The organism is Actinoallomurus acanthiterrae (genome assembly GCF_054775715.1).
This window is the reverse complement of sequence record NZ_BAAHCO010000001.1, coordinates 1,273,198-1,292,231: the sequence shown is the minus strand read 5'-3', so window position 1 is coordinate 1,292,231 and position 19,034 is coordinate 1,273,198. Positions and strand designations below refer to the sequence as shown.

At 71.5% G+C, this 19,034-nt stretch carries 20 protein-coding genes; 9 read left to right on the top strand and 11 right to left on the bottom strand.

Features of this window, described 5'->3' with window-relative positions; translation table 11 throughout:
* Positions 1–117 precede the first annotated feature (117 nt).
* The 3 genes from ACYVF7_RS06365 to ACYVF7_RS06355 all read left to right on the top strand — a co-directional run bounded on the left by ACYVF7_RS06365 (position 118) and on the right by ACYVF7_RS06355 (position 2,768).
* Positions 118–1,023: an amidohydrolase family protein gene (locus ACYVF7_RS06365; RefSeq protein ID WP_460336290.1), complete on the top strand. Its 906-nt coding sequence runs from the start codon at positions 118–120 to the stop codon at positions 1,021–1,023.
* Positions 1,024–1,148: 125 nt separating this feature from the next.
* A complete protein-coding gene (locus tag ACYVF7_RS06360; RefSeq protein WP_460336287.1) occupies positions 1,149–1,661 on the top strand; it encodes a SigE family RNA polymerase sigma factor in 513 nt (170 codons plus the stop codon).
* 480 nt (positions 1,662–2,141) lie between these two features.
* Positions 2,142–2,768, top strand: coding sequence for a TolB-like translocation protein (locus ACYVF7_RS06355; protein ID WP_460336284.1), 627 nt, complete (start codon positions 2,142–2,144; stop codon positions 2,766–2,768).
* 121 nt (positions 2,769–2,889) lie between these two features.
* On the opposite strand, the gene ACYVF7_RS06350 is transcribed toward ACYVF7_RS06355, so the two are convergent.
* Positions 2,890–3,381 carry an Lrp/AsnC family transcriptional regulator gene (locus tag ACYVF7_RS06350; RefSeq protein WP_460336281.1) on the bottom strand — a complete coding sequence of 164 codons (492 nt, stop codon included), beginning with the start codon at positions 3,379–3,381 and terminating at the stop codon, positions 2,890–2,892.
* Positions 3,382–3,486: 105 nt separating this feature from the next.
* On the opposite strand from ACYVF7_RS06350, the gene ACYVF7_RS06345 reads away from it, so the two are divergent.
* Positions 3,487–4,713: an MFS transporter gene (locus tag ACYVF7_RS06345; protein ID WP_460336278.1), complete on the top strand. Its 1,227-nt coding sequence runs from the start codon at positions 3,487–3,489 to the stop codon at positions 4,711–4,713.
* On the opposite strand, the gene ACYVF7_RS06340 is transcribed toward ACYVF7_RS06345, so the two are convergent.
* Positions 4,710–5,087, bottom strand: a complete 378-nt coding sequence (locus ACYVF7_RS06340) for a hypothetical protein (protein ID WP_460336275.1) — start codon at positions 5,085–5,087, stop codon at positions 4,710–4,712. The genes ACYVF7_RS06345 and ACYVF7_RS06340 overlap by 4 nt on opposite strands.
* Between ACYVF7_RS06340 and ACYVF7_RS06335 the strand changes: the two genes are divergently transcribed.
* A complete protein-coding gene (locus tag ACYVF7_RS06335; protein ID WP_460336272.1) occupies positions 5,020–5,427 on the top strand; it encodes an aldo/keto reductase in 408 nt (135 codons plus the stop codon). The two genes, ACYVF7_RS06340 and ACYVF7_RS06335, sit on opposite strands and share 68 nt — an antisense overlap.
* 63 nt (positions 5,428–5,490) lie before the next feature.
* Here the strand turns inward: ACYVF7_RS06335 and ACYVF7_RS06330 are convergent, their stop codons facing one another.
* The 5 genes from ACYVF7_RS06330 to ACYVF7_RS06310 form a co-directional block, all read right to left on the bottom strand.
* The gene (locus ACYVF7_RS06330) at positions 5,491–5,730 is read right to left on the bottom strand and encodes a heavy metal-binding domain-containing protein (protein WP_460336269.1); all 240 of its coding nucleotides are present in this window, start codon (positions 5,728–5,730) and stop codon (positions 5,491–5,493) included.
* A 29-nt stretch (positions 5,731–5,759) separates the two neighbouring features.
* Positions 5,760–7,088, bottom strand: a complete 1,329-nt coding sequence (locus ACYVF7_RS06325) for an alpha/beta hydrolase family protein (protein ID WP_460336266.1) — start codon at positions 7,086–7,088, stop codon at positions 5,760–5,762.
* A gap of 92 nt (positions 7,089–7,180) precedes the next feature.
* Positions 7,181–7,717 (bottom strand): hypothetical protein, encoded by a 537-nt coding sequence (locus ACYVF7_RS06320; RefSeq protein ID WP_460336263.1) that lies wholly within the window; start codon positions 7,715–7,717, stop codon positions 7,181–7,183.
* A 252-nt stretch (positions 7,718–7,969) separates the two neighbouring features.
* Positions 7,970–8,818 carry an LLM class flavin-dependent oxidoreductase gene (locus ACYVF7_RS06315; RefSeq protein WP_460336260.1) on the bottom strand — a complete coding sequence of 283 codons (849 nt, stop codon included), beginning with the start codon at positions 8,816–8,818 and terminating at the stop codon, positions 7,970–7,972.
* 185 nt (positions 8,819–9,003) lie between these two features.
* Entirely contained in the window at positions 9,004–9,153 is a 150-nt protein-coding gene (locus ACYVF7_RS06310) for a hypothetical protein (protein WP_460336257.1), read from the bottom strand.
* Between the two features lie 330 nt (positions 9,154–9,483).
* Between ACYVF7_RS06310 and ACYVF7_RS06305 the strand changes: the two genes are divergently transcribed.
* Together ACYVF7_RS06305 and ACYVF7_RS06300 are read left to right on the top strand one after the other, a co-directional pair.
* Positions 9,484–11,901 (top strand): HelD family protein, encoded by a 2,418-nt coding sequence (locus tag ACYVF7_RS06305; protein ID WP_460336254.1) that lies wholly within the window; start codon positions 9,484–9,486, stop codon positions 11,899–11,901.
* Between the two features lie 360 nt (positions 11,902–12,261).
* The gene (locus tag ACYVF7_RS06300) at positions 12,262–13,071 is read left to right on the top strand and encodes an SAM-dependent methyltransferase (protein WP_460336251.1); all 810 of its coding nucleotides are present in this window, start codon (positions 12,262–12,264) and stop codon (positions 13,069–13,071) included.
* A 178-nt stretch (positions 13,072–13,249) separates the two neighbouring features.
* Here ACYVF7_RS06300 and ACYVF7_RS06295 read toward each other — a convergent pair whose 3' ends face one another.
* Both ACYVF7_RS06295 and ACYVF7_RS06290 read right to left on the bottom strand, forming a co-directional pair.
* Positions 13,250–13,627, bottom strand: coding sequence for a VOC family protein (locus tag ACYVF7_RS06295; protein WP_460336248.1), 378 nt, complete (start codon positions 13,625–13,627; stop codon positions 13,250–13,252).
* 82 nt (positions 13,628–13,709) lie between these two features.
* Entirely contained in the window at positions 13,710–14,603 is an 894-nt protein-coding gene (locus ACYVF7_RS06290; RefSeq protein WP_460336245.1) for an NmrA family NAD(P)-binding protein, read from the bottom strand.
* An 81-nt stretch (positions 14,604–14,684) separates the two neighbouring features.
* Here ACYVF7_RS06290 and ACYVF7_RS06285 point away from each other — a divergent pair, with 81 nt between their 5' ends.
* Together ACYVF7_RS06285 and ACYVF7_RS06280 are read left to right on the top strand one after the other, a co-directional pair.
* The gene (locus ACYVF7_RS06285; RefSeq protein ID WP_460336242.1) at positions 14,685–15,314 is read left to right on the top strand and encodes a TetR/AcrR family transcriptional regulator; all 630 of its coding nucleotides are present in this window, start codon (positions 14,685–14,687) and stop codon (positions 15,312–15,314) included.
* Between the two features lie 82 nt (positions 15,315–15,396).
* Entirely contained in the window at positions 15,397–16,416 is a 1,020-nt protein-coding gene (locus ACYVF7_RS06280; RefSeq protein WP_460336239.1) for a hypothetical protein, read from the top strand.
* 16 nt (positions 16,417–16,432) lie between these two features.
* On the opposite strand, the gene ACYVF7_RS06275 is transcribed toward ACYVF7_RS06280, so the two are convergent.
* Complete coding sequence (locus tag ACYVF7_RS06275) at positions 16,433–18,262, bottom strand: sensor histidine kinase (protein ID WP_460336236.1); 1,830 nt, start codon at positions 18,260–18,262, stop codon at positions 16,433–16,435.
* Entirely contained in the window at positions 18,252–18,941 is a 690-nt protein-coding gene (locus tag ACYVF7_RS06270) for a response regulator transcription factor (protein WP_460336233.1), read from the bottom strand. The genes ACYVF7_RS06275 and ACYVF7_RS06270 overlap by 11 nt, the downstream gene beginning before the upstream one ends.
* Positions 18,942–19,034: the final 93 nt, after the last annotated feature.

The following is a 19,034-nucleotide window of genomic DNA, read 5'->3' as shown; positions in this document are numbered from 1 at the left end:
TAGATAACGGTTAGCTATTGAGGTCGTCAAGTGTCGTGCCCGAGCCTTACGGCGGCCTCACCGCCGCTCCGCACCCGCACCCGGGCGGCCGAATCCGGTTCTGGAATCATGCGGGGCATGGCTTCGCCAACCGATCACCGGACCGTACGGCCGCCGGGCGACGACGCGGACATCCCCGCGTTCTGGCGGTCGCTGGGGCTGCCCGGCCTCATCGATATCCACACCCACTTCATGCCGTCGAATGTCCTGGCCAAGGTCTGGGCGTACTTCGACCAGTTCACCGAGGCCGGCCTGCCGTGGGAGGTCCGGTACCGCTACGACGAGGAGCGGCGGCTGGGTCTGCTGCGGGAGTTCGGCGTGCGGCGGTTCACGGCGATGCTCTACCCGCATCGCCCCGCGATGGCCGTCTGGCTGAACGGCTGGGCGGCCGACTTCGCCGCACGCACGCCCGACTGCCTGCACACCTCGACGTTCTTCCCCGAGCCGGCAGCGGGCGCATACGTCGCCGAGGCGATCGACGCCGGGGCGCGGGTCTTCAAGGCACACGTCCAGGTCGGCGGGTACGACCCTCGCGACCCGCTCCTGGACCCCGTCTGGGGGCTGCTGGCGGAGTCGCGCACCCCGGTCGTCGTGCACTGCGGCTCCGGCCCCGAACCCGGCCGCCACACCGGACCGACGGCCTTCGCCGAGGTCCTGGCCCGCCATCCCCGGCTGATCGCGATCGTCGCGCACATGGGCCTGCCGGAGTACGCCGAGTTCCTCGCACTCGCCGAACGCCATCCGGACCTGCGCCTCGACACGACCATGGCGTTCACCGACTTCACCGAGCAGCTGACCCCCTGGCCCGCCGAACTCACCTCGCGGCTGGCCGACCTGGGAGACCGGATCCTGCTCGGCACCGACTTCCCGAACATCCCGTACTCCTACGCCCACCAGCTCGCGGCGCTCACGCGGCTCGACCTCGGCGACGACTGGCTGCGCGCCGTCTGCCACGACAACGCCGCCCGGCTGTTCACCCGCTGAGCGTTCCAGGCCTCGCGTGTCGGCCTGAGCGCGTACGCGCTCACGGGAACATCGGCGCCGGGCTCAGCATCGCGCGGCCGGGGGCGTCTTTATCTATGGAGATCCCCCCGAGCGATGAGGTGACGATGCGTACGAGCGATCCCCCAGAGGTCACCCCCGAAGACGCGATCAGCGACTTGTACCGGGCGAACTCGCTGCGGCTGGCCCGCGCGGCGCTGCTGCTGGTCGGGGACCGGGCCACCGCCGAAGACGTCGTGCAGGAGGCGTTCTACGGGTTGCAGCGCCGGTGGCTCCGCGACGGTGGCCCGGACGACCCGGCCGCGTACGTGCGGACCGCCGTGATGAACGGTTGCCGTTCGGTCCTGCGGCGGCGGCGTGCCGCCCGGCTGATGCGTGTCGTCCACGACACGCCGGTGTGGTCGGCGGAATCGGCGGCGCTGCTCGGCGAGGAACGGCGGGCGGTGCTGGAGGAGATCGCACGCCTGCCGCAGAGGCAGCGCGAGATCCTCGTGCTGCGCTTCTACCTGGACATGTCCGAGGCGGAGATCGCATCCGAGCTCGGCGTCAGCAGGGGAACCGTCTCCTCGACGGCGTCCCGCGCGCTGGCCACCCTCGCGAACCGGTTGGAGGGACGATGATCGAGGATCGGGTACGTGACGCGTTCGGCGCTGCCGCGCGGACGCTCGACGGGATGCCTCCCCTGCGAGAGGCGCCCCGCCGTCGCAGCTGGCCCGTTCCCGCTGCGGCCGCGGCGGCGGTCCTGATCATCGTTGGTGCGGTCCTCGCGCTGACCGGTGGCGAGCGCGAGCCCGTACGCCGGCCGTCCCCTCCGGCCGCCATGGCGATCGGTCCGGCGCTGCGCCCGTCGGGACCTCCGAAGTTCATCGTGTCCGCAGGCGACTCGATCGCTCATTTCGCCCGGACCGCAGGCAAGGACGCGACGTACACGCCAGTGCGTCCGGTGGTGCAGGACGCCGTCACCGGAAAGGTCCTCTACACGATCCCTCTCCCACAGGGCGTGTGGTCGTCGTGGGGGCAGGTCACGGCCGCACCGGACAACCGCACGTTCGTGATCGCCGGCCTCTCGTCCCGCCGGCGCCGAGTTCAGCTTCTTCCGGGTGCACCTGAGCGAGGATGGGCGGCCGGATACGCCACAGCTCATCCCGGGGCTGACGGTGCCCGAGTCGAGCAGGCCGGCGACCCCGGCGCTCAGCCCGGACGGGCGTCGCCTCGCCTATCTCCTGAGCACCGGGGTCGGCGTCGCGGACATCGCCACCGGGCAGCGGCGAACCTGGACGATCGCGAACGGCCAGCCCGGGTGGAACCTCGCCTGGGCACCGGACGGACGGCACCTCGCACTCGTCGGCCCCGGGCTGCGGACCCTCGACACCGGCTCGCCGACGGCCCGGCCGGTCGACGTCGCCCTGCCCGGCGGCATCGGGCGCGGCGGGGACATGGCGAACAGCGTTCTCGGCGCCGCCTACGAGGCCGACGGTCGAGCACTGATCGCCGAGGTGGGTGCGAGGATCATGCGGGTGCCGCTCGGCGGGAACGGCCGGCCCGTCACGCTCGCCGCCGGAAATGACTCCGGAGGCATCGCCGTCGACGGCACGGGACGGTTCGCGCTGTATGTCGGCGGCCACCGGATCGTTCGCGTCGATCTGAGGACGGGAGGCCGCGCGTCGTTCCGGGTGCCGCTTCCTGAGGACACGGGCAAGGGCGACACCGTCGAATCCGCCTGGTGAGGCAGGTCCGGCGGCGGCGATCGGTGCCGCCGCCGGCGGCGTGTTGAGGGTGCCCGGGTGGCTCAGCGGCTCCATCCGGTCGGCCGGCTCACCGGCGGCGTGTTAACAGCGCCCGGCCGGCTCAGCGGCTCCATCCGGTCGGCTGGCTCACCGGGCGCGCCTCGTCCGCCGGCGGCTCGACGGGACGCCCCTCGTACTGCGTCGACAGGACGACGTGCGTGTTCATCTCGCCGTGCTCACCGAGGCGCTCGAGCAGTCCCTCCAGGTGCCGCATGGACGCGACGCGCACCCGCAGCATCGAGCACCAGCTCCCGCTGAGCTTGTGCACCTCGGTGACCTCGGGGAAGTCCTCGGCCGTCGTCGTCTTGAGCAGGCACCGGCCGAGCGCGCACCGCATCTGCACGAACGTCGTCAGCGGCAGGCCGGCCCTCGCGGCGTCGATCCGCGCCTGATAGCCGCTGATCACCCCCGCCTCTTCCAGGCGGCGCACGCGCTCGGCGACGGCCGGCGGTGACAGGTGGACGATCTGCGCGAGCCGGTTGTACGAGAGCCGCCCGTCGCGCTGCAGCTCGGCGAGGATGCGCCAGTCCGTCTCATCCAGCGGTCTGTCCATCCGGAAACCCTGCACCTCGGATCTCCTTTCGAACAAGAGGCGGATCGCACGAATCTCCGTTGATCGCCCGTTCAGTTCGAAGGCCCGGATTTCTAGCGTTGTGGCATGCGTACGACCCCTGTCGCGAATCCCCCGGTCGTCGCCGTGCGCCGCCGACGCGCCATGGCGGCCTTCTTCTGCGGTGCCGCCCTGATGAACGCGGCGATGGCCATGGCGAGCGCCGTGAGCACGATCGTGGCCGGCGATCGGCTCGGCATGCGCTGGGGCGCCGTGCCGAACACCGCCGGCGTCGTCGGAACGGGCATCGGCGCGCTCGCCCTGACCTGGCTGACGGCACGCCGGGGACGGCGGGCCGGACTGGTCCTCGGGTACGGCGCGGCCGCGCTCGGCGCCGGTCTCGCGGTCGTCGCGGTGGCCGCCGGGGACGTCCTCGCCCTGACGATCGGCATGCTGGTGCTCGGCCTCGGCAACGCCGGAGCCCAACTGTCCCGCTACGGGGCCGCCGAGCTGTACCCGGCGCACCGGCGCGGGTACGCCATCGGCATGGTCATCTGGGCCAGCACGATCGGCGCGGTCGGCGGGCCGCTGCTGCTCGACCCGTCGAGCGCCGCCGCGAGCCGGCTCGGCGGTCCCGCCATGGCCGGGCCGTTCCTGGTCGCGGCCGTCGCCACGTCGGTCGCCGCGATCGCCGCCGCCGGAGCCCCGTCGAGCCGCGCACCGGCCGCCGCCTCCCCCGTACCGCTCCGCGACCTGGTGCGGACGCCCGCCGCCCGAACCGCGCTGGCGGTCATGGTCACGGCGCAGGTCGTCATGGTCGCCGTCATGACCGCGACGCCGATGGACATGCACCGGCACGGACACGGGCTGGGCGCGGTGGGCGTGACCCTGGCCATGCACACGCTCGGCATGTTCGCGCTGTCGCCGCTGACGGGACGGCTGTTCGACCGCGTCGGCGCCCGGCCCGTCATGCTCGCCGGGCTGCTGGCCCTGGCGCTCGCCGCGCTGCTCGCCGCCGCCGTCCCCGGCGGCGCCACCGCGCCGCTGGCCGGCGCCCTCTTCCTTCTCGGCTACGGGTGGAACCTGTGCTTCGTCGGCGGCAGCGGCCTCCTCGCCCGCGACCTGCCCGCCGAGGAACGGGCCCGCGTCGAGGGCGCCGTCGACGCGACGGTGTGGAGCATCGCCGCCGCCGCGAGCCTGGCGTCCACCCTCATCCTGTCCGCCGGCGGGTACCCGGCCCTGGCCGCCGGTTCCTGCGCGCTCGTGGCGGTGCCGCTGATCCTGGTGCTCTTCGGCGGCGACCGCCGCGCCTCCGGCGGGACCGCGGGCTCTTAGGCGTACAGAGTCTTCATCCAGATGTAGGTCAGCACGTCGACGAGGGCCTCCTCGTCGTCGAAGGGCGCGACGCCCGCGGCCGCGAGGTAATAGAGGCGTTCCCCGAGCCAGGTGAGGGCGGCGGCGAGCATCTGGGGGTCGGCCGTCCCGGGTGCGCCGTCCTGCTCGATGCGCGCCTTCGTGGCCTCCGTGTAGCCGTTCATCTGGTGGAGCCACAGCTCGGTCAGCTTCGGGTCGCTGCGCCAGTTCTCCACGATCGCGCGCAGGACGGGGGCCTGCTCGCGCCAGAGGCGGGCACCCTCGCTGATGCCGTGGCGCACGGTGGCGTACCGCTCGTCCTCTCCGTCGTGCCGCAACCACGGCCGCGCCGCCACGTGTCCCTGTCCCACGGCTCGGTGGACGCACGACCTGCGCGTGGCTCGGGAGGTCGACGCCGCCGCCGACACCCTGGGTGTCAGTTCGTCGGAGGTGGCGATCGCCTGGACCATGGCGCACCTCCCGTGGGTGCACCCCATCCTCGGCGCCCGGACCCCCGACCAGCTGACCGCCAATCTCACGGCGCTGGACCTGCGCCTCCCCGAGGAGATCCTGCGTCGCCTCGACGAGGTGAGCCGGATCGAGCCCGGCTTCCCGTACGACTTCATCGAGTCGACGACGGAGTTCGTCTACGGACCGGTGCGCGCCAAGGTCCTGGGGCGGACCGAGCGGCGATGAGAGGCTGTCGCCCACCGCTCCGGGCGGTGGGCGACAGGAGCGGTCATCGGCCCGGCGGCCGGCTCAGCCGAAGACGACCGCCGTCCCGTACGCGATGTAGTGAGTGGTGCCGGAGGGCAACCGGTCGGGCTCGATGCGCACTCCCACGACCGCGTGGGCACCGTTGCGGATGGCATTGGCCGCGAGGGCGTCCAGTGCCTCGCCGACGTTCCTCTCCTGGCACCATTCCAGCCATCCGTCCACCACGCGCTGATCGGCCGCCGGAGGCTGCTCCGTCGTATAAAGCGAGATCGTTCGTTCCACGAGGGCATTGTGCCGCTCTGCGGGGACGGTCAGCGGATGAATTCGATCTCGGGATACCACTGGGAGGGACCGTTGAGGAGCCCGTCGTCCGTGCGGCGCAGCCAGCGGTCGAAGAACGACGAGACGTAGGCGCGTTCCGCGGTGATCGCGCGTGCGGGATCGACCGTGCCGACGTCATCGCCGATCGTCTTGTCGGGAACGCGGCCGCGCAGTTGCGGGAGGATCGCCTCGGCGTCGGTGTACGACCCGTGCCGGGAGTCGCGCAGCGTCAGATCCGCCCGCCAGCCCCGGCCGTGCGCCCAGAACGACCGCCACGACGACTCCGTCCGGTGGTCGCTGCCGCCCGGTCCGGCGCTGCCCATGAGCAGGAACGGCCGGTTGAGACCGTGCTCGGCGACCGGCGAGAGCTCCAGGTGGGCCGGATCGTCCCCGAACCCGAGCGTGCCGTCCAGGTCGACGCCCGCCCTGATCCGCGCGTCCTCGTACATCGCCTGCGCCGCGGTGAACCCCCCGCCCGAGGCGCCGAGCATGCCGACCCGTCGCAGGTCCAGCGCCGCCGTGAGGTTCCGGGGAGGCCGACGGTGATCGGCATCCGGATCGCTCCCCGCGTGGAGTGCCGCCAGCGCGTCGAGCACGAACCGGGTGTCGGCGACCCGCGCGGCGACGACCTGTTTCTGAAGCCGAACGAGCGTGCCGTCCCGCTGGGCCTCGGCGAGACGTTCCGGCAGCACCGTACGGGCGATCCGATGACCGGGGAACTCCACCGCCGACGCCTCGTAGGTGTGGTCGATGGCGACGACGACGTACCCGGCCGAGGCGAGCTGCTCGACCAGCGCGGTGTTCCAGGTGCGTGGGTCGGCGATCCCGGGCGAGTACAGCACGACCGGGCGAGGCCCCCGCGCGGCCGGGGCGTCCAGGTGCGCATGGGTAGGCGTCGCCGCCCAGTCCACCGTGCCCGGCTCGACACCGTAGTTCGCGCGACCGGCGAACGCGTCGAACCCCTGCGCTTCTCCAGGCGCCAGCTGCGGCGCGACCGGACGGCCGGTGACCCGTGAAGCGGGATAGAAGACAGTGACCATCAGCTCGCGACGCTCGGCCGGCCGCCACGGGTCGGGCCGTGACCGGTCGACGAGATGCAGAGACGTCGTACCCACCGCGTACGGCCCGGTGGGCGCGGGCAGCCGAACCTTCACCGCTCCCATCGGCATCGCCGGTGCGGGAGCCAGCACGGACCGGGGCCGGGCGGCCGACGGCGCGCGCCCGGCCGACAGGAACCTGGTCCCAGAAGCCGGTGTCGCGTGGACGGGAACGGCCGAGAGCAGCGCGACCACGGCCCCCGCCGAGATCATCTTTCGCATGCCACCGACTATGGACGGCGGGACCGCGTATTGGCGTCCCGCTCAGGAACCACCCGCGTCCTACTTCTGAGGTATCCCCTGCGCCGTTGCCGTCAGACTCCAGGCTCCTCTGCGGGGAAGTCGTCCGGGAAGCGCGTGGCGACAGCCTCCACCGGGATGCAGTCGTGTGCGTGATACCAGGTTCCGGCGCCATGCAGGACCGGCTCGGGCCCATCGTCGGTCGTGAAGGTGAAGTCGATGCGCTCCTCCCGCGAACGGGTACGCAGCCCGCACTGGCCCGGTATCGCAGGCAGCGGCTCCCACGGGCAGCCGACCGCCGCCAGAGCGTCGACGACCTGCGCATAGGTCACCTCCGCCGGCAGGATCACCGCGCGGCCGTCCACGGAGGGCAACTCCAGGCTCCCCCGCCAGGTCGGCACCGTGATCGACGCGACGATGCGGCAGCGGCACACGAGGAACTCCACATCACCGTAGGCGTACAGGTGCGGCCATCTCCGTGACTCGTCCACCCGTCCGATGTCCCACGGCCTGCCGTAGACGGCGACCAGCTCCCGCAGGTCCGCCCCCAGGGAGAGCAGCCCCACCCGACCGCCGACGCCGAACTCCGCCAAGACCCGCAGTACGTCCATACGCATCTCGTCTACCGCGCGTCCACGCCGAGCGTCCAGCGCGCACCCTGACGCGGCGACGGCCAGGACCACGACTGCGCCCTGATCACCGCCTGGGTCAGTTCCTCGGGATCCGTCGCCTCGACCAGCCGCCGACCAGCGGGCGGAGGGAGATCACGCCTTGCACGCTACCCACACCATGCGACGGCGCCAGGACCGAGGGTTCGGCACTGTGCGCCGCCGCAGGGCAGACCCGCTGTGGGCCGAGGCCGGTCAGCCGATGATGTCCGCGAGGCGGTCGGCCTGGTCGGGGGCTCGGCCGTGGCAGTAGAGCATGACCTCGTCGGCGCCCAGGTCGGCGAACTGGGTGATCGCGTCGCGGATCTGGGCGGCGGTGGTCAGCATGCCGTCGACCATGTGTTCAGCGCGGCCGGTGAACGCGTAGTACGCGCCGATGGACGCTCGGGCGTCCTCGATCACCGAGGGCGGGCCGACGGCGACGTTGACCTGGGTGACGATGCGCGGCGAGCCGTCTCTGCCGTGGTCCGTCCACGCCCTCCGTACGGTGTCGATGAGGCCACCGGCCCAGGACGGCGGAGCGGCGGCCAGGAAGCCGTCGCCCCAGCGGGCGACGCGTTCGAGGGCGGCCGGTTGGAAGCCGCCGAACAGCACCTGGGGGCCGCCGGGACGGGCGGGCGCGGGTCCGATCGGGCCGGCCTCGTCGCTGTACGGTTCGCCGGCCCACAGGCGGCGCATGACGGCCATCTGTTCGTCGAGCCGACGGCCGCGGGTGCGGATATCCGTACCGGAGACGGCGTGGTCGTCGGCGCGGCCGCCGATGCCGAGGCCGAGGACCAGGCGGCCGCCGGACAGGCGGTCGAGGGTGGCGGCCTGCTTGGCCAGCAGGACCGGGTCGCGCAGGGGTGCGATGAGCACCTCGGTCTGTACCCGGACGCGAGTGGTCGCGCCGGCGATCACGCCCAGGGTGACGAGCGGTTCGGGGTTGTCGTAGACCAGGCGGTCGAGCAGGCCCAGGGTGGTGAAGGGGCCGGCGTCGGCGCGCCGCGCCCAGTCGAGCAGGGCTGCGGGGTCGGTGATGGGCAGGCCAAGGCCGATGTCCATGAGAATCTCTCCGTGCAGGGACGAATCCGGTGCCGCCCCTCCATCACCTCGTAGACCCGAGGCGGGACTCCCGTTCTGCGGCTCTTTTTCGAGGGAGTGCCGGTTCAGAGTGACCCCAATCTACGATCAAGATCGTCACCGGCGCAACGGCAGGCACTCTCGACGCGCTTCGCGCGAACGCCCGCTCACGGCTCCGGGTGTTCGCGTTTCTTGTAGGCCAGGCCGGCGAACGTCTCCCAGATGAGCCGGCGAGCGTTGTTGACGGTCAGGTCCGCGTGGTCGTACGGCGGGCATACCCGCATGCCGGGCGGGACCGTCGGTCGCTCCCTGGTCATCGATTCGCCTCCGGCAATTCGATTTCGGGCCGCACGGCGCCGCCCGTACGGCCGGTCTCGTCAACGCATGACTCTGAAGCGACTTACGGTCCACACCGCCGCCTGGCCCGTCATCGACGCCGTGAGCTGCGGTTCCGTGTGGCGGCTGACGCTCGGAGGAAGAACAAGACTGTTTCTCGGTGGTCTCGCGAGGCAGGCTGGGGCCCAGGTCGACGAAACTACGTAGACGTCGCCGCACGGGAACAAAAAAAGAACTACCCTGGTTGTCGAATTGTCTTCGACTCGGCGACCACAGCAGTTCTTATTTTAATTTACCAAAGAGGGGCGCAATTGTCCAACGGCGAGCTCGAGCGTGAACAGGAATACGTCGCGATGCTTTATCGGCGGGTCGACGACCTGCGGGAACAGGCGTCCGAGCGGCTGGCCGGCGTCCTGCGGGAGAACGGCGGGACCCGGCAGGCGCGCGTCGAGCGGGAGGCCGCGGTCGGCCGGTACGCCGACCGGGTGGCGAGGTTCGACGCGGCCGAGAGCGGCCTCTGCTTCGGCCGGCTCGATCTGCGCGACGGCGGGCGGCACTACATCGGGCGGATCGGCGTCTTCGACGACTCCGACGACGGCGACCCGCTGCTGATCGACTGGCGGGCCCCGGCCGCGCGCCCGTTCTACGTGGCCACGGCCGCCGCGCCGGAGGGCGTACGGCGCCGCCGCCACATCACCACGCGCGACCGCAGGATCGTGAACCTGGACGACGAGGTTCTGGACGACGCGGTCCTGAACGACGACGAGGGACTGATCGGCGAGGCGGCGCTGCTCGCGGCGGTCAACGCCGGCCGTACCGGCCGGATGCGGGACATCGTCGAGACCCTCCAGGCCGAGCAGGACGAGATCATCCGCTCCGACCACCGGGGGGTGATGGTGGTGCAGGGGGGTCCCGGCACCGGAAAGACCGCCGTCGCGCTGCACCGCGCGGCGTACCTCCTCTACACCCACCGGCACCTGGCGGAGCGCGGCGTGCTGGTGGTGGGCCCGAACGCCACCTTCCTGCGCTACATCGGCCAGGTGCTGCCCGGTCTCGGCGAGACCAGCGTGGTGCTGTCGACGGTCGGCGGGCTGTTCCCCGGGGTCACGGCGCGACGCGCCGAGCCGCCGGCGATCGCGGAGATCAAGGGCCGGGCGATGATGGCCGACGTCGTGGCCGCGGCCGTACGGGACCGGCAGGCCGCGCCCTGCGGTCCGGCCGAGATCCCGTACGGCGACGAGACGCTGCGGCTGGAGGAAGAGGACTACCGGCGCGCCGCGCAAACGGCGCTGAGCGGGCCGGTACTGCACAACCAGGCACGGCGGATCTTCGTCCGAGAGATCCTCGACGTGCTGACCCGGCAGGTCGCCGAGCGGCTGGAGGCCGTCGTCCTCGACGACAGCGGGGAGCCGCTCGACGGCGACGGACAGGGCGGGCTCGGCGAAGCGGACGTGAAGGCCCTGCTCGCCGCCGGATATCCCGAGGAACTGCTGCGCGCCGATCCCTTCGGCGAGGAGGCACGGTCGCTGCTCGACGAGGCCGACCTGGCCGAGTTGCGCCGGGAGCTCGCCGCCAGTCCGGGCGTACGGGCGGCCCTCCACGAGCTGTGGCCGACCTTGACGCCGCAGCGGCTGCTGGAGGACCTGTTCGCCGATCCGGACCGGATCGCCTCGGCGGCGCCCGAGCTCACCGAGGCGGAGCGCGGGCTGCTGCTGCGCGCGCCCGGCGGCGGCTGGAGCCCGGCGGACGTACCGCTGCTGGACGAGGCCGCCGAACTGCTGGGCGAGGACGACCGGGAGGCCACCGCGCAGGCGGCCGCCCGGACGCGGGCGGCGGCCGAGCGCCGCGAGGAGATCGCCTACGCGCAGGGCGTGCTGGACATCTCGGTCGGCTCCCGGTCCAGCGACCTGGAGGAAGGCGAGGAGTCCGAGATCCTCACCGCCGCCGACCTGCTGGGCGCGGCGGAACTGGCCGAGCGGCAGGAGGTCGTGACCCACCGCACCGTGGCCGAGCGGGCCGCCGCCGACCGAACCTGGGCGTTCGGGCACGTGATCGTGGACGAGGCGCAGGAGCTGTCGGAGATGGCCTGGCGGCTGCTCATGCGACGCTGCCCGACCCGCTCGATGACGATCGTGGGCGACGTGGCCCAGACCGGCGACGCGGCCGGCACGTCCTCGTGGAGCCGGGTGCTCCGGCCCCTCGTCGGCGACCGGTGGCGCCTGGCGCAGCTGACCGTCAACTACCGCACGCCGACCGAGATCATGGCCGCCGCCGCCGACCTGCTCGCCGCCCTCGACCCAGCTCTGACCCCGCCACGCTCGGTACGGGAGACGGGCATTCCGCCGTGGCGCCTCACCACCTCCCCAGCCGACCTTCCGCGTGCCCTGGCCGAGCACACCGCGCGGGAGGCGGCCTCCCTGGGGGAGGGTCGGCTGGCCGTGATCGTCCCGGACGCCCGCCTCACGGAACTGGCCGCCGCAGTCCCCGGCGCCGTCTACGGTGCCGACCCCGATTTGGAACGCCAGGTCGTGGTGCTGACCGTACGCCAGGCCAAGGGGCTGGAGTTCGACTCGGTCCTCATCGCCGACCCCGCGGCCGTCCTCGCCGCCTCCCCACGCGGCCGGAACGACCTGTACGTCGCCCTCACCCGCGCCACCCAGCGCCTCGGCATCCTCCACCCGGGCCCGCCGCCCGCCGAGATCGCCGGGATCCCGGCGTACGGGCACTGAGCCGGCCATGAGAAGGGTCGCCGCACCTCGCCCCGAGCGCCTCGGCGATGGCCTTTCGCACCGCCTCCTCGGCGGGGTTAAGCGTCCACACACGGCCGCGGAGGCCACCGAATACAAGGGTGCGATCCATAATTACTGAGCACATCGGAAGGTTCGAACGACTGCGGAATGACCGGCATTGCCTGATATGGTCAAGCGCTAGGTCGACGAACTGCGACGAAGGTATGAATGCCCCCGCACGTGTTCGCCCCGGCGTCGCGGCTGCGAAGGATCGTCAAGCCCGGGGGCGTTGGGCGATCAGTTGGAAACCATCGTGAACAGCTACGGGTTCGGCAGCGCGACAGGGGCAGGTGAGCCGTCATGACCAGCGACAACTTTACGGCCGCGGCGGAGCGGATCGACACCAGCAGACCACACTCGGCACGTGTCTGGGATTACTGGCTCGGCGGTAAAGATAATTACGAGGCGGATCGCGCTCTCGGCGACCAGATCGCCCAGACATTTCCGCACGTCGTAACGACAACGCGCGCCGACCGCGAATTCATGCACCGAAGCGTGGCATTCCTGACGGAGACCGCCGGAATTCGACAGTTCCTCGACATCGGGACCGGCCTCCCCACCGCGCCGAACACCCATCAGGTCGCCCAGCGCATCGCCCCGGACACCCGTGTCGTCTACGTCGACAACGATCCGGTCGTGCTCGCCCATGCCCGTGCGCTGCTCGCCTCGAGTTCGGAGGGCGCCTGCGCCTACCTGGACGCGGACCTGCGCGAGCCCGGCCGGATCCTCTCCGAGGCCGCGGACACGCTGGACTTCACCCGTCCGGTAGCGATCACGCTGATGAGCCTCCTGCATTTCATCAACGATTACAGCGACGCCCGCTTCATCGTGTCGAGGCTGCTGGAGGCAGTGCCGTCCGGCAGCTATCTGGCCCTGACGCACGCGACGGACGAGATCGGCGGCCCTGCCGTCAAGAAGGCGTACGAGATGTGGAACGCCAACGCCGTGCAGCGTGCCCGCCCGCGCACTAACGCGGAGGTCACCGCGCTGTTCGACGGCTTGGACATCGTCGAGCCCGGAATTGTGTCGCCGCCGAGTTGGCGGCCGCCAGAGGACGCCGCAGGGCCGTGGAAGGTGCCGCTGTGGGCCGGGGTGGCCCGGAAGCCCTAGCCGACCAGGGCCTCCTTGGAAGCGTGGACGGCGAGGTGGCTACCGCGTACCGGCCCTGATCGACCGGCAGCAGCCATGAGAAGGGACGCCTCACACCCCGAGCGCCACGGCGACGGCGTTTCGCACCGCCTCCTCGGTCGGGGCGGGGCGTCCGTTCGTTCCGTACGAGACGCTCCGGCTACCGGGTGCCGGCCACGCCGATCAGGTTGCCCTCGGGGTCGGTGAACCGCCCGACCACGAGGGTTCCGGGGGTGCCCTCGGGGCCCATCCGGCGCTTCCCGCCGAGGCTCTCGGCCTTCTGGAGCGCGGCCTCGACGTCGGGGACGCCTACGTAGAACAGGACACGACCCTCGTACCCCTCGCCGCCTCCGACACCGCCGTTGATCCCGCCGCCAGTCGTGCTCCCGTCCACGAACCCGTACTCGCCCGGCCGGGAGACCGCCTCGGTGGCGGCGTCATCGACGGCGAACTCCCACTCGAACAGCCCCGTGTAGAAGCTCCGCAGCTCCGCCGGGTCCTTACCGATGATCTCGAAGTGCACGACTGGCTGTCCCATGACGTGATCCCTTCCGGCATCCGGGTCTTCTGTCCGCCGTACAGACCCCGGTGAACGGCGAAACTCATCGGCCGGGTCGTCTTCAGGCAGCCCGTACCGCGGGCTTGAGGGTGTCCTCGCACCACTGCCGGAACGTCGTGGGCGTGTCGATCGCGTGCTGCGGCGTACGGACGATCCCCTTGTCCAGGCCGTTCTCCTTGGCGGTCGCCATGTCCAGCATGGCCTGGGCCATGCCTTCCGACGCGCCGGAGCCGGTGAGCAGATCCTTGAGCGCCTGGCCGGGGATCTGCTCGTACTTCACCGGGGTTCCGAGCACCTCGGAGATGACGGCGGCCATGTCGTTGCCGGACAGGTCCTCGGGGCCGAGCAGCGGGACTTCGTCCCGGCCGGTCCACGCGGTGTCGAGCAGCAGGCGGGCGGCGACGGCGGCGATGTCGCGGGTGGCGACGGTGGGCAGCCTGAGATCGGGGGAAATGGCGTCGAAGAACATGCCCTTCTCCTTGATCGCCCGGACCTGCCGGAGCACGTTGTCCATGAACGTGGGCGCGGCCAGCGCGCGGAACGCCACGCTGGTGCCGGCGATCAGGTCGTCCATGGCCAGCGACGCGGTCACGTGCCCGGCCCGGCCCACGTAGGGGGTGCCGCGGCCCAGGGCGCTGACGTCCACGACGCGCTTGACGCCGTGGCCGCGCATCGCCTCGGCCGCGGGGCGCGTGAAGCCGGCGTAGGCCTCGTCGGCACTGGCGGCCTGACGGTCGGGCGGCAACAGCCAGAACACGGCGTCGGCGCCGTCGAAGGCGCGTATGACGAGCTGCGGGTCGCCGTGCGAGCCTTGGACGACCTCGACCCGGTCACGGACGTCGGTGGACAGCTTGGCCGGGTCGCGCACGATGATGCGGACCGGCTGGTCGCCGGCGAGGACCTGGTCGAGAACCTGGTGTCCGATGTTTCCGGTAGGGGCGGTGATGACGATCATGAGCACTCTCCAAGCGCGTAGGTCGGGGATCGCCGTACAAGTAAACTCTACCGTACCGTTTACTTTTGGAGAAGCGCACCGATGAGCCGGGAAGGCGAACCGCAGCGACGCGGCGAGGAGCTGCGCCGCCACATCCTGTTGGTGGCCAAGGACGTGTTCCTCGAGACGGGTTACGAACGGGCGTCGATGGACACCGTCGCGGCACGCGCCGGGACGTCCAAGCGGTCGCTGTACGCCCACTTCGGGAGCAAGGACAAGCTGTTCCTCGCGGTCCTGGACCTCGTCCGCGAGCTGTACCTGGGCCGGCTGAAGACCCCTGACGCGTACGCCGAGGACCCCGTGGAGGCGGTGACGCTGTTCTGCGGACGGTTCCTGCAGCTGATGACGTGGGAGCCGCAGGTACGGACCTGCCGGCTGAGCATCGCCGAAGCCGAACGGCTGCCCGGCAGCTCGAGCGCCTACTTCGACGCCATATTCGCCAGCGCGTACGAGCGGCTGAGCGCCTACCTCGCCGGGCGGTACGCGATGGACCACGCCGACAGCGAGGCACTCGCGGAGGACCTGCTCGGCCGCACCGTGCTGCCGCGGCTGTTCCGCACGCTGCTCAACGTCGAGGAGGCGACCAAGGACGTGCCCGAGGACACCGCCCTGGCCGAGCGCGTCGACCTGAACGCGATCCGCCGGCTGGTCTCGACGACCCTGCCCGGCTGAGCGGCGCCGCCGCCATGTCAGGCACGCGACAGGCTGCCATGAAAGGCGTCTGCAAATCCTGGTCAACGGTTCCGCACAGACGATGCTCCGCGAGCATTTAAAGAGCCCGGGCATGTTCCCCTATTGTCGGCGAGATTTCGACGGGTCCATTTGTCACCGACAGGACAAATGTCCACTTCTATATAGGGGCGGCTCGATGGGCTCTTTTTCGAGGATCACCGGCGGCATGGGGACCGCCGCGCTCGCGGGGATCGCGCTGGGCACGGCGCCACCACCGGCACAGGCGAGGCCCGGCCAGGCGCAGGTCGTGAACGTCCCGTGCGACCCGGGCGCGCTCGTCACGGCGATCCGAACGGCCAACGGGATCGGAGTCGGCCAGCTCCTTCTCGCACCGAACTGCGACTACGCCTACACCACCGCGCAAACCACCGACAACGCGCTGCCGATCATCACGGGTGACATCACTCTGGTCGGCGGGCCCGGCACGAGAATCAGGCGCGATCCGGCCGCACCCGGCGCCTTCCGTGTCCTGGAGGTCGCGTCCGGGGCGACGCTTCATGCCCAGGGGATCTACATCCTGGGCGGAAGCAGTACGGCGATCCCCGGTGGTGGAATCTTCAACGCGGGCACCGTGGTCCTGGAGCGCGTCATCCTCGCCGGCAACCGCGCGGCGAACGGCGGCGCGCTCGCCAACATGCAGAACGCCAACGCGACGATCTCCTTCAGCGAGCTCAACGCGAACACGACGACCGGCGTCGGCGGCGGCGCGATCCTCAACCTCGGGACGCTCACGATGTTCAGGACCACCTTGGCCGGAAACAGCGCGCGGATCAACGGCGGTGGGCTGAACACCCAGCCGAGCGGCGTGTCGCACCTCATCCAGAGCACTGTGGACGACAACATATCCGGCAACCGCGGAGGAGGAATCTCCAACTTGGGGACCACCACGCTCGATCACACGCTGGTCGAGCGGAACAAGGGAGCCGCCGGCGGCGGAATCGCCACCGCGAACGCCAATGTCAGCATCCAGAATTCGGTTATCCGGAACAACATCCCCGACAACTGCCTTCCGATCAATACCATTCCTGGCTGCGTCGGCTAGTGCGTCGCAGCTGAGATCAGGCGATCTTCGTTCTCCCGGGCAGCCGGAGCGTGAAGGTCGCACCGCGCCCGGGATCGCTGCGCACGGTGGCGGACCCGCCGTGCGCCTCGGCGAGATGCCGGACGATGGCCAGCCCCAGGCCGCTGCCGCCGGTCTGCCGGCTGCGCGACTTCTCGACCCGCCAGAACCGGTCGAAGACGTACGGCAGGTGTTCGGGCGCGATCCCCGGTCCGGTGTCGGCCACCTCGATCAGCGCGTCGCCGCCGTCGGCGTACGCGCGCAGCGTCACACGCCCGCCGGCCGGTGTGTAGCGGACCGCGTTGGAGATCAGGTTGCCGACCGCCTGCCGCAGCCGTACCGGGTCGGCCTCCAGCGGCAGCGTCCCTCGCACCTCGGCGGTCAGGGTCAGCCCGGCGGCCGTCGCCGCGGCGCGGTGGACGGTGGCGATCTGCTCGACCAGGTCGGCGGCGTCGATCGGCTCGGGGTGGACGCGCAGCCGGCCCGCATCGGCGAGCGCGAGCTGCTGCAGGTCGTCGACGATGTGCCGCAGCAGCGCGGCCTCCTCGACCAGCGAGGCGGTCAGCGCCGGGTCCAGCTCGGCGACGCCGTCCTGTGCGGCCTCCAGCCAGCCGAGGATGTTGCTCAGCGGCGTGCGCAACTCGTGCGACACGTCGCTGACCATGGCCTTGCGCTGCCGCTCCATGCGGTCGAGGTGCTCGGACATCTCGTTGAAGGCGGCGCCCAGCTCACCGACCTCGCCCTTGGCGCGCACCATGACCCGCGCCGAGCCGTCACCGGCCCGCATCCGCCGGGCCGCCGCGGTCACCGCCCTCACCGGACGTACCAACCGGGTGGCGACGAGCACGCTGACGGCCACCGCCAGCCCCAGGATCGCCGCGGTGACCCCCGCGATGCCGTACGGGTCGATACGGAGCGTTCGATCCTCCTGCGAGCCGATGTAGAGCAGCGCGGCCGGCGCGACGTACGGCTTCAGCTGGGTGCGGCGCGCGCCGGCCAGGCATTCCGCGGCCGAAGCGGGCGCGGTCGGCTTGCCGGTCTCGTCCAGCCGCACGTCGATCCGTCTGCGCATGCACTGCGCGACCAGGGTGGCGAGCTGTCCGAGAACGCGTTTCTCGGTGGCGGTCGGCCCGGGCGCACGCGGCGCAGGCGACGCACCTGGCGCACCTGGCGCATTCGACGGATCCGCCGCGCACGCGATGGAACCGATGAGCGGCGGCCCGGCGATGGATGACCGCAGAGGGTGCGCGCGCGAGGTCTGGGCACCCGAGGTCTGGGCGGCCGAGCCGTCGTCGCGGATGTACGGGCGGCCACCGGGGCCGACGACGATCGTTCCGGGTCGCAGCCCCTGCCTGCGCCGGCAGGCCACCTGCGCGTCGACCTCCTCACGCAGGCGTACGCGCTCGGAGTCCGGCAGCCGGAACGGCCCGACCGCGCGTGCGTCGATCCGGTCGGTGGCCGCGCCGGGCACCAGCGATACGTCGACGGCGAGCGGGTCGACGACGGCCGAGGCGCGGGCGGGCAGCGGCGGACGGCCGGTCGCCGAGTCGGCGATCCGGGTGCCGCCCTCGGTGACCAGCGCGATCCGCCGGTCGTTCTGGCGGGCCAGGTTACGCACGGTCTCCTCGACGCCGTCCCACCGCGGGTGGCTCGCCGCGTAGCCGAGCAGCGCGTCGTTGATGCGGGCGTCGCTGGCGAGCGTCTGGCCCTGCTGATGCCGGATCTGACCGGATGTGCTGCGCGCGGCCAGCCACGCGGTCGCCACGATCGAGCAGACCGCGATCAGCACCGTACTGGCGATCAGCCGTACGAGCAGACTATGGCGCACGGTCGTCGACCAGCTTGTATCCGACGCCGTACACGGTGCGCAGGCGAACCGGCCGCCGCGGCTGCGGCTCGATCTTCTTCCGCAGGTTCTTCACGTGCACGTCGACCGTGCGCTCGGTGATGAAGCGGTCGAAGCCGTGCAGGTGCTCCAGCAGCTGCGCCCGGGTGAACACCCGCTCCGGCCGCGCGGCCAGTGCCTCCAGGATGCGGAACTCCGCGGGCGTGCACTCGACCTCGCGCCCGTCCGCGAGGACGGTGTGCCGCTCGGGGTCCACCGTGATGCCGCCCACCCGGTGCACCTGCTCGCCGCTCCCCTGCCGGGTGCGCCGCAGCAGCGTACGGACCCGGGCCATCAGCTCGCGCGGGCTGTACGGCTTGGTGACGTAGTCGTCGGCGCCGAGGTCGAGGCCGAGCAGCAGGTCGTCCTCTGTCGAGCGGGCGGTCAGCATCAGCACCGGCACTTCGGACTCGGCACGCAGCACGCGGCACACGTCCAGCCCGTCGACGCTCGGCATCATCACGTCCAGCAGGACGAGGTCGGGGCGGCGCGCGCGAGCCTCGTCGATCGCGGCCCGCCCGTCGTGGACGACGTGCACCGTGTGCCCCTCACGCAGGAGGTAGCGGCGCAGCAGTTCCGCCTGTTTCACATCGTCCTCCGCCACCAGGACATTCGCGCACATGGCCCCGGAGCGTAGGCGACCCGAGGCCGGCACCACGAGATCATCACGACGGCCACACAGGTTCTTCACATTCCTCGGCCAGCATCTCGCGAC